Genomic DNA, 14,069 nt, shown 5'->3' on the forward strand with positions numbered 1-14,069 from the left:
TCCTTTCTTTTTACAATTTTTCTTTATAAACACTTATTGGTCCTGTTATTTTTTCTAATGATTCTTTTATATTTTTCCCGGCAATATCTATACTACCGTACATTTCAACTAAAGGAGCTAAAACAAAGTTTCTATCATGAATATATTTATGTGGAACAATTAATCTCTCATCATTAAAAGTTAATTCATTAAATGTGATTATATCGATATCAATTGTCCTATTACCCCAGTGTTCCTTACGAACTCGACCCAATTCAAGTTCTATTTTTTGAATCGTATCTAGCAATTCATATGCTTCTAGTTTAGTTTTTACTTCTATACACATATTTAAAAAGTTTTGATCAGCTACCCCACCCCATGCAGGTGTTTCGTAGACACTACTTTTCAAAATAATCTTAAGATTATTTTCTTCAATTTTTGTTAAAGCATCTTTTAAATACTGTTCTCTTGGCTCTATATTAGTTCCTAACGCTAGTATAATCATTATAAGTTATAAAACTCCTCACGTGATACTTTTACTTCTACACCACATTTTTCAAAATGATATTTTATCGGTGCTCCTGGTTTATTGATTTTTAATTTAATATTTTCTATTTGAGAAAATTCAGTAAAAATATTTTTTAAAATTTCTCCAGATAATCTCTCAAGTAAATTAAATGTATTAGTCGTAGCAGTTTTCACAACAACTTCTGCAATATCTGCATAACTAATACTATCTGTCATTTCATCACTGAACATAGCTTTCTTATAATTAAGCTCACATTCTATATCAAAAATAAACTTCTGACCTAATTTATTCTCTTCTTCGAATAATCCATGATTAGCAAATACTTCAAGATTATCAATAAATAACACTGTTTTCATGATCAATACCTCTCAATCATTATTTTGCTTAACTATAAAATTTTATCATATTTCGACTTTTTTCTCTAATGATTATACTTACTTTATCTTATTTTTCATAAAAAAATAAAAATGACCCAAGAATAATGATTTATTTTAATCAAATTTCTTGAGTCATCTCTCTACAAATTATTCAATAATAATTAGTTACGTTTTTTTCTTCCTAGGAAGAATGCCATCATCGCACTGATTCCAGCAAATACTAATGAACTAGAAGTATCTAATCCTGTTTTTGGTAATACGCTTTTAGCTGGTGCAGCTACTTTTACATTTGATTTTGAAGCACCGCTGTTAGCTACACTTCCAGTTTCTGTTTCAACTACTCCTAAATTTTGAGATGTAGAGTTGTCTTTTTTATCCTCTTTGTTTGGAGTAATACCTGGTTCTGGTTTTACCTCTGGTGATACTGGAGCTGTTGGTTTACTGAAGTCAATTTGCACAACTACAGGATCATGGTCAGAAGCGCGTCCATGCTCTTCCATAAATGAAGCATTAATATGTACAGGAGAGAATACTACTTTATCCTTGATATTTTTAGAAATTAAAATATTGTCTAAACTTTGGTTACTTCCACGGTAGAAGTATGAATATCTGTCCCCTTGTTCATGTTCAGCCATTAAATTAACAAGTTCATTTCCTACGATTGTTTTTACACTATCTGAGAATTCAAAATCATTGAAGTCTCCAGTAAGAACAAATTTTAAGTTAGGATTTTGACGTAATCCTTCTTTAATGAAGGCATTAAGAATTTTAGCTTCTTCAATACGTTTTGCTTTTGTATTTTCTACTGATGGTTGGTTAGAACCATAGATTGCATCGTCTCCTAATTTTGATTTTAAGTGGTTTGCAATTACTACTATTCTCTCACCTTTAAATTCAAATTCAGCAGCTAATGATTTTCTTACTTTTTCAAAGTGAACACTTGTTGGATCAACTCTAGCTGGGTTTTTCTCAAGGTGTCCATTTACAAAACGTGCTGCTTCTTCACTTCCACCTTTTTCTTTACCAATTAGAGTTACTCTCTTAGGATTGTATAAGTAAGCTACCCTAATGTTAGCACCTGGTTTCCCACCATCTTTTCCATCAACTGGAGCTATTTCAGTATATTTATAATCTGGTCCACCAAGACTCTTAATTCTTTGAGCTAATTTCTCCCCACTCTTAACTCCATCAACAGTTCCATCATTAACTCCACCATTGTTATCTTGAACTTCGATTAGAGTAATAATGTCAGGACTATGAACTTCTTTGATGAATGAATTAGCAATCTTATCAACTTTTTCCTCTGGTGTTTCATCGTGACCATTATTGTTAGCTGAGAAGTTTTCAATGTTGTATGAAGCTATAGTTAATTTATCTTCTGAAGGATAAATTTTTGAAACTTCACGTGTTAATCCTCCATCTTGAATTGCTGGTACACTAGATGGATCAATTTTATATGTTTTATTTTTATAAGTAACTACCCCAGTAATATTTTCATTAAAGTAATCTTTTGCTTTTGCTACAAATTTATTCCCAACAGTTACTGGTAATACTTCTGTATTTTGGACACCAGGACGAAGATTCACCCCACCGATGTTATTAAGTTTTTGACCTTTGTAGTCTCCTGGTAATACATAAATATCACCTTTATATTGTGGACCAGTAACTTTTGGTTTAGTTACTTCAACAAGCATCCCCTCTAGACTTTCCCAATAGTCTAGTGCCTCAGTTTCTGGATTATATTTAGTTGGTGTATTGTCAACTATATCTTTAGGCATTTTTTCAGAAATGTTTAATGCTTTCGGTAATTCTGCTTTCCCTAGTTTTGTTATAGTTGCATTAATGATTTGAGTAACTGTTAGGCTACCTGCTGGTTTTTTAAAAGTTTGTCCTTGTTTTACAGAATATTCTTCCATATAACCTTCTTTAACAGTTCCTTGAACTTTTAATAAGTCACCTGATTCTACTTTATCTTTTGAAGCAACATATACTGCATCAGATGTTCTTGGATTGTTATCAGAAACTTTATCTTGAACATAGAAACCTTTGTCTCCATCAGTCTTAGTTACTACGACATTATTTATAACTACTTCTTTTCCTACTAATGGACTTTGATGACTTTCTCCTTGCACTTCACCTATGTTTTTTACTTCTTTAGGTGCTGTTACTTGAGCTGCTGATGCTGTTCCGGCTGGCGTAACATCATTTTTATCTGTTGTTGCTGGAGCAACTACTTCTGTCTTTACTTCAGCCGCAGAAACTTCATTTACTTCTGCAGATAGGTAAGTCGCACCTGCTCCTCCTAATACTGCACTTGCTAATAATATTGATAATTTGTATTTTTTCACAATATGAACTCCTTGTATATAAGTTTATACTAATTATTTTACTATTAATCTTATTAATAAGCAATATCAATTATTCACCTTTACAAAAAAAGAGGCTAACCCAAAATTCCTAAATTTTAACAAGGTTTATATGAAAACTCATAGACGCAGTGGTTTATTGATATCCAAATTCGCTTTATAAAAGCTTTTTAGATATCTAATAAACTGTGCGGGGGTGACTCTAAAAAATCGCGATTTCTGAGAAATCGCGATTTTTGAGTCACTCCCTGAAGATTTTTAGAATCAATAATTAAACTATTTAATTCTACTTTTTTTCAGTTTTGCAAACATAAATGATATAATAACTAAACCTACCATTGATATAAAGACTAACCAAGTATTTTCTATTCCGACCTTATCAGTTAAAACTCCATTTACAGATAGTAATATTGCTACAATGATAGATTCAAAAGTATAGAATATAGAAACTGTTGTCGTTCTATTTTCATCACTCTTTACCAAATATTTATGCATAAATACATTAACCTGTATGCTCATTAAAGTGAAAAATACAATAAATAGCATGAATAGTATAAACTTAGCATATACATTTTGAATAAAAATAAACATTAATAGCATTCCAAGATTTACAATTACAAAGAAATATAAAATGCGTAACTTTGATAATTTATTTGATAATTTTTCGTATATGACACTTCCGAACATCCCACTAACTGATATACCAATCCAAACATAACCGATAATATCAGCGTCTAATTTTTCAAATACAGCTTGCCACTGATTTGATGGTCCAAGATCTAAAATAGAAGGAATAACAAACAGTATCATAAGAAATACACTACTTTTTACATACAGTGTTTCTTTTAACGAATTTTTCACCGTAACTATTGAACCTTTTAAATTCTCAATAGATATTTTTTGTGTCTGTTCTAATTTTTTCATAAATAAATATGTAAATAAAAACGAAATAATAAAAATTGACATACTCAATATTATCGACAAACTTTTATAATATACATACACGTACTTTGCACTTATAAATCCTATTACCGCTGAGAAAAATAGTGAATATAGTGAACTTCTAGAAAGAACTTTATCTATATCTATTTCTTCATTATTTTTATTGTTTACATTGACCAACCAACTTGTTAAAGTTCCAGATTGAAATGATTCTGCAATGGCAGATAATATTGCAGATATGTATAACAATATTAAACTATTGCTAAGCAACAATATTAATCCAACAACCCTAAAAATCACACTTAGAAGAATACTATTTTTTGCTCCGATATTATCGGTGATTGCTCCACATGGAAGCTCAGTCATAAATGAAACCAACCAAAAAATCGATAAATATAGCCCAACTTCAGTAAAAGAGAAATCTTTTGACAACAGATAAATATACAAAATCGGATTAAAGAATGATAGTGCTGTTGTAGATAAAATACTATACAAATAATAAAATTTGGTATTATTCATCTTTTTCCCCTACTATCTTATACATTTTCCCATAATTATCTCTTTCTAAGAACTTATAATCAACAAGATATCTTCTAATTAGTGAATAATCCGGATAAATCTCCTTAATTGCTTCATTTAATTCTTTCTCGGTAAACTCTAATGATTTTTCCTTTAACATCTCTAAAACTAACTGAAGAACAGGGATCTTATTCTTTTCTTTTTTGGGAATTGTCATCAATTTATCATCTTTAAAATATTTTGCTTTGATTTCTTCCATAAAGCCTCTTCCTTTCTATTAATAAATTTTATTTTTTTTATACATTATTATACGAAAAAAAAATAAAGAATACAACAAAAAAATAAACCTCTAACACAGTTTAACCTATGTTAGAGATTTATGCAATCTAAATTAGTATTTAATTTTATTGACCTAAGACAAATACGTCTTCTGACTCTTTTTCTTCTTTTTTCGTTCCTTTGCTTAAAAAAGAAACTTTATTAGCAATTACAGACATTTGATAGTGTTTTACTCCATTTTTGTCAGTATATACATTGTTATTCAAACTTCCTACTATATTAAGTAAACTTCCCTTTTCGCAATATTTAGCGGTATTTTCTGCAGTTTTACCAAAAGTAGTAAACTCGAAAAATTCTGTATCATAATTTCCATCCTTATTTTTAAAATCAGATTGAACAGCTAATGTTGCTTTAATATAGTTTACTTTCTTATCACTTTCTTTTAGTTCAGGCTTTTTAACTAGTCTTCCTATTAATATTACTTGATTTAACATAATATATCCTCCCTTAAAATAATAATTTAGATCGCTATAAAAACAATTGGAAGACTATAATTTTATACAATTCTATGTGCCAAATATCTAATGATAATTTTAGGAATTATTTATGAATTAAAGTTACAAATACTTCTCCATCTTGTAAAAATTCAACATTAATATAATTATCTCCATCAAAATGAAGAACTTTCCCTGGTTCAACAATATGTACTTCATCATCATTTAAGTACACCTTAACCTCTCCTTTAACACAAGTAAATACTACCAAGGCTTCTGGATGGTTATGTTTCGCTATTAGTTCGCCTTGTTTCCCTACTTTTTTTACTAATTTAAATCTGTCATGTTTTTTTAATAATCCCGCTTCTTCAAAAATTATTCCTACACTCATACTAATTCTCCTTATTTTAATTTTCTCCATACAAATAACATTTTAAAAACGTTTTCTTATCTTTATTATAAAACTTTTCACTATATAAAACAAATAAAATCCGTTTGAAATTTTAATTAATTAAAAGGGCGCGACTCAAAAATCGTGATTTCAGAGAAATCATTTTTTTAAGTCACTCCCTACAAACTTTATCAAATATCAAAAGCTAGTTTAAAGCAAATTAATATACCAATAAATTATTGTATCTGTAAATTCTTATATTACCTTCTTAAAAAAGTCTTAAGACTTTAAGTTCAATAATTCTAAAAATCATTATAAGTATATGTCCCTCTATCTTTATAGTCTACTGCAAATCGGACCATTTCTTTTCCTAATAAACTAGCCTCTATTGGACTATATTTTTTAGTCTTCCCTTTTAATACAAATTGAAAAATCGGCGCTACCTTCATAAATATTTCTTCTAAAAACCTCTTATCTTCGCGTTTACTAATAAGAAGTGATGGCTGAAAAATTCTAAGCGTTCCAAGATTCATCTCTTTTAGTTTATCCTCTAGTTCACCTTTTAATGAATTATAGAAGTTTTTCGACTTGCTATTAGCACCTATTGCTGAAACAATATTAAAGCTTCTTACCTTCCCTTCACAAAGCTTAGCGAAATTCACAGTATAGTCAACGTCAATCTTTCTTTGATTTTCTTTTGAACCTGCTATTTTTATTGTTGTTCCAAGACTAGCAAAAACATCTGCATTTTCTAATATACTCGTATCAAAATTAATATTTTCAAAATCTATTATTATTTTTGTTAATCTTTCTTCATTGGGTAAGCTTGTTATAGAATTTCTTCCAAGAACATAAACTCTTTCATAATATTCACTGCCTAATATTTCTTTTAAAATTTCTCTACCTACTGCTCCAGTTGCCCCAATAATTACTGCTGTATTTTTCATGCTAATATCCCCTCTCTATAAAATTAATGAAATTAAAGCTAAGATTGGTAATCCACCTTGCTTTAGAATAATTTTTTTATCACTAGTTAAACCACCGTAAATAGCTACTAATATAATATAAATTAGTAACATTCCTACAATTTCTTTAGGATTTTTTGATAAGAATGTTCCGTACAGTAAGCCAACCCCGATTAATCCATTATATACACCTTGATTTTTAAATAAAACATTTAAATTAGGTCTCTGTAACTCTTCTTTTTCAATATTAAATACTCTACTTGTACTATCAGAATCTGTAGCAAATGTTTCTAAATACATAATATAGAAAAATAGTAATGCTACTAAAACTGTTAGAATTATTGTTATTATACTCATCTTTATACCTCTTTTTAAATTAAATTATTATTGAATTTATTAAGTAATTTTACCAACTGTTCAAAATCATCATTGGTAAATTCTGGACCAATAAATTGTCTAATATCAGTTTCTTTAACGCACTGATCCACTTTATTTTTGGAATATTGTGTAAGTTCTACAAATACTTCTCTATTATTTTGCTCATTACGACGCTTTGTAATATATTCTCCTTCTTCTAGTATTTTTAAATGTCTTGTTATGGCTGCTGCATCTATTTCTAAGCTTTGTGCTAGTTGCTTAGGGGTTGCAACCTCAACTTCATATAAATATTTTATAATTTGAAATCTTGTTAAACTTATTTCTAATCTTTTTTCGAAAATATTCGCGACTTTTATTTCTAAAATTTTCAAATCGTGTAATAATTTTACATAGTCTTTAACATCCATATTTTTCTCCTCTATTAATTGATAAGTCAATTATTTGAAAACTATTATACTTTATAATAATTGACTTGTCAATTGTTATATTTTGTAGGATTTATTCTTACAAAAAGTGTAAGGTATTTTCTAAAAGAAAAAAACTTTTTCTATTAGCATTTACAAACGTTTTCTAGTCTTATATAATTATTTTATAAGTTAAATAGTTTAAATAAATATGCGATTTAAAAAATATTAAATTGCTATAAAAACTTATTAAATAAAAGGGTTTATAATAAAATAAACTATATTAATTTAATATTATATATAATTGAAGTTAAGGAGGAATTCTAAATGTTTTCATTTTTAAAAGCTTCAGCACCTAAACCGAGAATCGACAGTGCTCGTACAGATGCTGAATATAAAAGACTTCGATGGCAAGTATTCTCAGGGGTATTCATTGGATACGCAGCGTACTATCTAATCAGAAAAAACTTCTCACTTGCTATCCCTTATTTAATCGACCAATACGGTTACTCTAAAGCTGACTTAGGGAAAGTTTCACTTGCTCTATCATTAGCTTATGGTTTCAGTAAATTCATCATGGGTAACGTATCAGACAGAAGTAATCCTAAGTACTTTATTACTATTGGTTTAGTTGCTTCTGCTGCAGTCAGCTTAATTTTTGGTCTTGTTCCTGCAGTGCTATCTTCATTAACATTAATGATTTTCTTATCAGCACTTAACGGATGGTTCCAAGGTATGGGTTACCCACCTGGTGCTAAAACAATGACTAACTGGTTCTCAGCTTCTGAGCGTGGTGCTTGGTGGAGTTGGTGGAACGTTTCTCACAACCTTGGTGGTGGATTAATCGGACCTCTTGCACTTGTAGGACTTTCTGTTTTCGGTGCTTGGCAATCATTATTCTACTTACCAGCGACTATTGCTATTATCTTAGCAATTATCATGTTCTACCTAATGAAAGATACTCCAGAATCTGAAGGTTTACCACCTGTAGATGAATGGAAAGGTGAAAAAATTGTAGAAAAAGTTGAATCTGCTCACACATTATCAGCAAAAGATATCTTCTTTAAATACATTATTAACAACAAATTCCTATGGGCAATCGCGGTTGCTAACGTATTCGTATACTTCGTTCGTTACGGAATTATCGACTGGGCTCCAACATACTTAAAAGAAGTAAAACACTTCTCTGTTGACAAACAAAGCTGGGCTTACTTCTTATATGAATATGCTGGTATCTTCGGTATGTTATCTAGTGGTTACTTAAGTGATAAAGTGTTCAAAGGACACCGTGCTCCTCCAATGTTATTATTCTTAACTGGAGTACTTGTTGCAGTATTCATTTACTGGAAAAACCCTCCGGGTAACCCACTTATCGATAATATCTGTCTAGTAGCTATCGGATTCTTAATCTACGGACCAGTTATGATGATCGGTCTTCAAGCAGCGGACTTAGTTCCACGTGTTGCTACAGGTACAGCTACTGGTCTTACTGGACTATTCGGTTACCTACTTGGATCAGCAAGTGCTGGTTATGTAATGGGTAAACTTGTTGACGTGTTCGGATGGAACGGAGGTTTCTACGCATTAATCATTTCTTGTGTATTAGCATTCGTATTCATCGCATTAACATTATTCAAGAAAACATCTAAACAATTAGAAAACTAATGAAAAAACACATCTCTATCAACTAAGATCATTGATCCTCCTTAAATTGATAGAGGTGTTTTTTTATAAAGAAAATACGGCTGATTCCTATAATCACCCGTATTTTTCTTTATGTTTATTACTATAATATTAAGTTCGACTTTAGATATTCTACTAGTTCACTTCTTTTCTTCGTATTAGTTTTTTCCATGAGGCGTTTTTTATACGTATCTACAGTTTTAACACTTAAGAACAGCTTTTCTCCAATATCAGTTAATGTATAACCCTCAACAATATATCGTCCTACTTCTTTTTCTCTCTCGCTAAGTTCTATTTCCTTGTCTTCTTTAAATAATTCATAGAAAATCGTAGCGTATTTTTCATTTAGGTATATATCATTTTTAAACATAACTTTATCTATAGCACGGAGTATTTCTTCATGGGCAGTACTCTTCGTTACATAACCCGAAGCACCTAATTTAAATGCTTTTTTCATATAGGATTTATCTTCATGCATACTTAAAATAATTACTTTTGTATTTATGTTCTTCTCTTTTATTACTTCAAGTATATCATAACCAGTTCCATCAGGTAATGATATGTCACATATAAATAAGTCATAAGAATCATTAGTTATCTTTTCTAAAAACTCTTTTTTACTTGAACAATCATCTATAACACTAAATTCTTCGTTATCTTCTAAAAGAACTTTGATACCTATTTTTATCAATTTATGATCATCAATTAATAATATTTTCATCAATTTTCTCCTCTTTTAACATTTCTGTTTTAAATTTACACATCAGTATAGTAGAGTACTTATTATTTTTAAATAGTTTAAATTCACCAGAAAAATCAAAAATTCTCTCTTGTATACCATAAATTCCTAATCGTCCTTGCTTTTTCGCTAGTTCAACTCGTTCTTTAGTTAACCCTATTCCGTTATCCGCAATAGTTAAAATTATATAATCTGTATTTTCATATAATTTAATTTGGACTTCTGTAGCTCCTGAATGGCGTTTTATATTCGATAATGATTCTTGAATAATACGATAAAGAGTAATATCAAAATTATTATTTTTTCCACCCTCATAGTTGGTATAAAACTCAACATCTATACCATACAGATTCTTGTAATCTTCAATATATTTACTAATTACTTCTCCTAAGCTAAGTTCAGTACTAGGTGGTCTCAAATTAACAGCTATATTTCGAATATTACTTAAGCTATTTTCTATTTCAGACTGAATTAATAATAAGCGATCTTTTTTCTTTTGGTCACTTTCTTTATCTACTAAATTACTTATTAAAAACAGAAGGCTTGCTAAAGATTGACTAACTTCATCATGAAGTTCTCTCGACAGCATCTTTTTCTCTTCCTCTTGAATTCTAAATATTTTATTTAATAGATAGTTATTTAATTTTTTATTCTTTTTATTATTCTCGACCATTTCATTTATAGAACTGACAAGAACATGGAAATCACGACTGTAATTCTCTTTTTCTATCTTTGTTCTATAATCGCCTTCTCGAATTATCTCATCGGTTACCGAAGTTAAATCTTGCACCGGACGTTCTATTAATTTTGAAACGTAGTATGCAATAACCAATAACATAACAAACACTGACATATTTAAAATAAGAATTCTTAAAAACTGACTATATGTCTTCATATAAATATTTTTCGTGTAAAATCCAACTCTAATATAACCAATATTAACATCATCTATGGGAGATACATACTCTAATATTTCCCCTCTTGAACTGTCATATTTCTTAAAATTGTTTAACTGTTCATCACTAAATGTTGCAATTTTCTGAGGAATCTCTTTCAATGTTTTTCCTAAGATATTTTTTTCATTATCAAATACAATAATGTATGCAACCTCATTATTCAATGCTGCACTATGAATTTTTTGATGAATTTCATAAGTATTTTCTGTTTTTATATTTTCAGAAATATTTCCTGAAAGTTGATAGTAAGTCTGAGTTATTCTATCTTTTAAAGCACTCTCGAGTATATCTTTATTACTAACATAAGTAAAAGCCAAAATAACACTTAAATATATAGTATAAATTACTATAAAGAATATAATTATCTTATTTTTTATCTTTAATTTTGCCATATATTAATCCTCACTTATTAAATTAGGATAATCACTAGCTTTTGTTTCTTCATATTTTTCAATTTGAAGCTGTGATAACGTGCTTTTTATTGCACTATCCTTATCAATAGATAGCAAAATCTGTTTAAGCTTATCTTTTTCTTCATAGTTTTTATGAGTTACTACCGGTCCAGTTGCAACCTCCGGAAATGTTTTTATTATTTTTATATTATGTGCAGTATCTGGAAAATTATTATAAATATACTGTAATGCCCAGTCATCTACGATAGCAGCTTTTACAGTTCCATTAGTTACTTGATTTATTGATTCTTCATGACTGTGAGTAAAATAACTATTACTGAAAAACTTATTTGCTGATAACCCGTTTTTCTTTAAATAATCATTCATTGCTAAATACCCAGAATAACTGTAAGTATCTACAAATGCAAAGCTCTGACCTTTCAAATCTTCAATACTATTTATATTGGAATCTTTTTTTGTTATAACTATGGGATGATAGTATGTTTTCCCCCTATTTGGTCTTGCTAAAAGTTCTAAAGACTCCTTATCTTCATATAACGAATATGCTCCCGTAGATAAGAATGCTACATCTATCTTGTTATTCTTTAATAATACATTTATATCTCTATAACTTTTTTTCTGTATTAATTTTACTTTTTTATTCAATTTCTCTCCGATATAATTAGCTAATTCTTTTTCCAAAATATAACTCTTATTATCACCAGTTACGGAAATCAATCCAATTCTTAAAGTTTCATCATCCTTCGCGCTATTATCAACTGTTTCTGTTACTTCAGAAAAGTCTATATACTCTTCTTGTTTATTCTTCAAAACGAAAGGAAGTACTGCAAATAATAAAACAGAAAGAACTATTAAAAATAGGCTTATAACTATTCTTTTCATTTTTCTCCAACCTCTAAATTATTTTCTCCAATTTCAAACACTATATCAATAAATTATTATGTTAAATAATAGAATTAATACTATTTATCTTTTATTAATAGTATAACATTTTATTTTTAATGAAAAAAGTGAAATCATTCAATTCTTTCTGATAATCACAATAACTTAATTCGTTATATATGATAAACAGAACAAATTTACTATCGACTTCACTAAATATAGTTATTCTTTAATTTGTAACCTTAAAAAAAGAAGAGTCTATAATAAATACGGTTGATAATAAATATCAGCCGTATTTAAATTTATAAAAAAATAGAAAAGAATGTAAAATTCCTCTATAATTTAAGTATGAGCAAAAAATCAAGAAAGGAAATTTACATTCATATGTGTAATTATAGCAAATCTCTTAAAATAACGCTACAAATAACTGACAAAAATATAAAAATTCTAGATAAAACAGATGAAATTGAAATAAATGGTTGTAAGCATCTAGTTTATTATGGAGTATTGGAAGCTTCATCTAACTTTTGTCCTTATTGCCAAAAATGTAAGATAATTAATAACGGTTATAGAAAAGTAAAGGTTAAAATGCCCTCTATTTCTGACAAACCAGCTATCTTATACTTAAATAAACATCGTTTTATATGTAGAGGTTGTCGTAAATCCTTTACAGCTGAAACTACTGAAGTTAGGAAGAATTCTAATACCTCTAAAAATCTACGAGCAGGTATTATTAAAAGATTGTCTAAAGAGAATACTTTAAAAGAAATAGCTGAATCTTGTGCTGTATCTACTAATACTGTATTAAGAATACAATGTGATCTATCTAAAACTTTAGAAAGACCTAAAACCTTACCTGTTTGTATGTGCTTTGATGAAGTGTCTTCTACTTCCGATAGTATAAGTAAAATGAGCTTCGTGTATGCAGATGCATTAACTCATAAAATACAAAATATACTTCAGGGGAGAACTAACAAGATTATTAAAGACTACTTCTTATATTATTCTTATCAAGAGCGTTGTAAGGTTAAGGCAGTAGTTATTGATATGAACTCTGGTTATAAAAGTATTATTAGAGAGCTTTTCCCTAATGCGAAGATAGTTATTGATAGATTCCATATTGTTCAGTTAGTTAATAGAGCTTTTAATAAATATAGGGTGTCATTTATGAACAGTATTAAAGACAAGAATAAAGAGTTATACAGACAATTGAAATGTTATTGGAAAAATCTTCTTACTAGCTATAATGAATTAGATAATGGTACCCACAAGAAGTTTAAATACTTTAAGTACATCACTACCGAACAAGATATTGTCAACTACTTAATTAAGCAAGATTCTCAGCTTTATAAGTGTTATTGGCTTATCCAAGACCTTAGAGAAGCTCTTGAAAAAGATGATTTTGATAGTTTTAAAGCTTTAATTAACGATAAATCTACTTTACCTAGATATATGTTTACAGCTATTAAAACACTTAGAAAATATAAAAGACAAATCAAAAATACTATGTATTACAATGGGCTATCTAATGGCCCTTTAGAGGGAATTAACAACAAAATCAAAGTTATTAAACGTATTTCTTATGGTTATAAATCTTTTAGTAACTTTAAAGCTAAAATACTACTTGTTTTCAGTCTATTTACACCTTCAGAGACTAATAAGAAACCTAGATATTCGAAAGAAGAGCGTCAAGCTGTTCTCGCTAAAAAGAAAGAAATAAGATTAAAACGAAAAAATAGGAAAAAAGCTATACTACTTAATATAGCATAGCTT

The 14,069-nt window shown here is 28.9% G+C and carries 15 protein-coding genes; 2 read left to right on the forward strand and 13 right to left on the reverse strand.

Annotation, left to right across the window (positions count from 1 at the left end; all coding sequences use genetic code 11):
• Positions 1–10: 10 nt before the first annotated feature.
• From folK to O3801_RS02715, 10 genes are all read right to left on the reverse strand, one after another.
• Positions 11–484 carry a 2-amino-4-hydroxy-6-hydroxymethyldihydropteridine diphosphokinase gene (gene folK / locus O3801_RS02670; RefSeq protein ID WP_371454003.1) on the reverse strand — a complete coding sequence of 158 codons (474 nt, stop codon included), beginning with the start codon at positions 482–484 and terminating at the stop codon, positions 11–13.
• Positions 484–864: a dihydroneopterin aldolase gene (gene folB / locus O3801_RS02675; RefSeq protein ID WP_371454004.1), complete on the reverse strand. Its 381-nt coding sequence runs from the start codon at positions 862–864 to the stop codon at positions 484–486. The genes folK and folB overlap by 1 nt, the downstream gene beginning before the upstream one ends.
• A 182-nt stretch (positions 865–1,046) precedes the next feature.
• Positions 1,047–3,233, reverse strand: coding sequence for an endonuclease/exonuclease/phosphatase family protein (locus tag O3801_RS02680; protein WP_371454005.1), 2,187 nt, complete (start codon positions 3,231–3,233; stop codon positions 1,047–1,049).
• 294 nt (positions 3,234–3,527) lie between these two features.
• On the reverse strand, positions 3,528–4,712 hold the full coding sequence (locus tag O3801_RS02685; protein WP_371454006.1) for an MFS transporter: 1,185 nt from the start codon (positions 4,710–4,712) through the stop codon (positions 3,528–3,530).
• Positions 4,705–4,971 (reverse strand): DUF2087 domain-containing protein, encoded by a 267-nt coding sequence (locus tag O3801_RS02690; RefSeq protein WP_371452223.1) that lies wholly within the window; start codon positions 4,969–4,971, stop codon positions 4,705–4,707. Before O3801_RS02690 ends, O3801_RS02685 begins: the two co-directional genes overlap by 8 nt.
• A gap of 145 nt (positions 4,972–5,116) precedes the next feature.
• Positions 5,117–5,485, reverse strand: coding sequence for a single-stranded DNA-binding protein (locus tag O3801_RS02695; RefSeq protein ID WP_004263834.1), 369 nt, complete (start codon positions 5,483–5,485; stop codon positions 5,117–5,119).
• Positions 5,486–5,591: 106 nt separating this feature from the next.
• Positions 5,592–5,876: a cupin domain-containing protein gene (locus O3801_RS02700; protein WP_371454007.1), complete on the reverse strand. Its 285-nt coding sequence runs from the start codon at positions 5,874–5,876 to the stop codon at positions 5,592–5,594.
• A gap of 302 nt (positions 5,877–6,178) precedes the next feature.
• Positions 6,179–6,823, reverse strand: a complete 645-nt coding sequence (locus tag O3801_RS02705) for an NAD(P)H-binding protein (protein WP_371454008.1) — start codon at positions 6,821–6,823, stop codon at positions 6,179–6,181.
• Between the two features lie 15 nt (positions 6,824–6,838).
• A complete protein-coding gene (locus O3801_RS02710; RefSeq protein WP_371452214.1) occupies positions 6,839–7,198 on the reverse strand; it encodes a DUF1304 domain-containing protein in 360 nt (119 codons plus the stop codon).
• A gap of 14 nt (positions 7,199–7,212) precedes the next feature.
• Entirely contained in the window at positions 7,213–7,626 is a 414-nt protein-coding gene (locus O3801_RS02715; protein ID WP_371452212.1) for a MarR family winged helix-turn-helix transcriptional regulator, read from the reverse strand.
• 324 nt (positions 7,627–7,950) lie between these two features.
• On the opposite strand from O3801_RS02715, the gene pgtP reads away from it, so the two are divergent.
• Positions 7,951–9,288, forward strand: a complete 1,338-nt coding sequence (gene pgtP / locus O3801_RS02720) for a phosphoglycerate transporter protein PgtP (RefSeq protein WP_294681839.1) — start codon at positions 7,951–7,953, stop codon at positions 9,286–9,288.
• A 121-nt stretch (positions 9,289–9,409) separates the two neighbouring features.
• Here the strand turns inward: pgtP and O3801_RS02725 are convergent, their stop codons facing one another.
• Genes O3801_RS02725 through phnD form a run of 3 tightly spaced genes read right to left on the reverse strand, consistent with a single transcriptional unit; the run spans position 9,410 to position 12,296 of the window.
• Positions 9,410–10,027 carry a response regulator gene (locus tag O3801_RS02725; protein ID WP_371454009.1) on the reverse strand — a complete coding sequence of 206 codons (618 nt, stop codon included), beginning with the start codon at positions 10,025–10,027 and terminating at the stop codon, positions 9,410–9,412.
• Positions 10,008–11,393 (reverse strand): histidine kinase, encoded by a 1,386-nt coding sequence (locus tag O3801_RS02730; RefSeq protein ID WP_371454010.1) that lies wholly within the window; start codon positions 11,391–11,393, stop codon positions 10,008–10,010. The genes O3801_RS02725 and O3801_RS02730 overlap by 20 nt, the downstream gene beginning before the upstream one ends.
• 3 nt (positions 11,394–11,396) lie before the next feature.
• A complete protein-coding gene (gene phnD, locus O3801_RS02735; protein ID WP_371452204.1) occupies positions 11,397–12,296 on the reverse strand; it encodes a phosphate/phosphite/phosphonate ABC transporter substrate-binding protein in 900 nt (299 codons plus the stop codon).
• Between the two features lie 384 nt (positions 12,297–12,680).
• Here phnD and O3801_RS02740 point away from each other — a divergent pair, with 384 nt between their 5' ends.
• The gene (locus O3801_RS02740) at positions 12,681–14,066 is read left to right on the forward strand and encodes an ISL3 family transposase (protein WP_371454011.1); all 1,386 of its coding nucleotides are present in this window, start codon (positions 12,681–12,683) and stop codon (positions 14,064–14,066) included.
• Positions 14,067–14,069: the final 3 nt, after the last annotated feature.

The organism is Gemella sp. 27098_8_149 (assembly GCF_041433745.1).
In the GTDB taxonomy this organism is placed as follows: Bacteria; Bacillota; Bacilli; order Staphylococcales; family Gemellaceae; genus Gemella.

Coding starts and splice junctions, on each gene's coding strand:
- O3801_RS02710 (WP_371452214.1), bottom strand. CDS start 7,198: ATGAGTATAATAACAATAATTCTAACAGTTTTAGTAGCATTACTATTT.
- O3801_RS02695 (WP_004263834.1), bottom strand. CDS start 5,485: ATGTTAAATCAAGTAATATTAATAGGAAGACTAGTTAAAAAGCCTGAA.
- folK (WP_371454003.1), bottom strand. CDS start 484: ATGATTATACTAGCGTTAGGAACTAATATAGAGCCAAGAGAACAGTAT.
- O3801_RS02705 (WP_371454008.1), bottom strand. CDS start 6,823: ATGAAAAATACAGCAGTAATTATTGGGGCAACTGGAGCAGTAGGTAGA.
- O3801_RS02690 (WP_371452223.1), bottom strand. CDS start 4,971: ATGGAAGAAATCAAAGCAAAATATTTTAAAGATGATAAATTGATGACA.
- pgtP (WP_294681839.1), top strand. CDS start 7,951: ATGTTTTCATTTTTAAAAGCTTCAGCACCTAAACCGAGAATCGACAGT.
- O3801_RS02740 (WP_371454011.1), top strand. CDS start 12,681: ATGTGTAATTATAGCAAATCTCTTAAAATAACGCTACAAATAACTGAC.
- folB (WP_371454004.1), bottom strand. CDS start 864: ATGAAAACAGTGTTATTTATTGATAATCTTGAAGTATTTGCTAATCAT.
- O3801_RS02715 (WP_371452212.1), bottom strand. CDS start 7,626: ATGGATGTTAAAGACTATGTAAAATTATTACACGATTTGAAAATTTTA.
- O3801_RS02700 (WP_371454007.1), bottom strand. CDS start 5,876: ATGAGTGTAGGAATAATTTTTGAAGAAGCGGGATTATTAAAAAAACAT.
- O3801_RS02730 (WP_371454010.1), bottom strand. CDS start 11,393: ATGGCAAAATTAAAGATAAAAAATAAGATAATTATATTCTTTATAGTA.
- phnD (WP_371452204.1), bottom strand. CDS start 12,296: ATGAAAAGAATAGTTATAAGCCTATTTTTAATAGTTCTTTCTGTTTTA.
- O3801_RS02685 (WP_371454006.1), bottom strand. CDS start 4,712: ATGAATAATACCAAATTTTATTATTTGTATAGTATTTTATCTACAACA.
- O3801_RS02725 (WP_371454009.1), bottom strand. CDS start 10,027: ATGAAAATATTATTAATTGATGATCATAAATTGATAAAAATAGGTATC.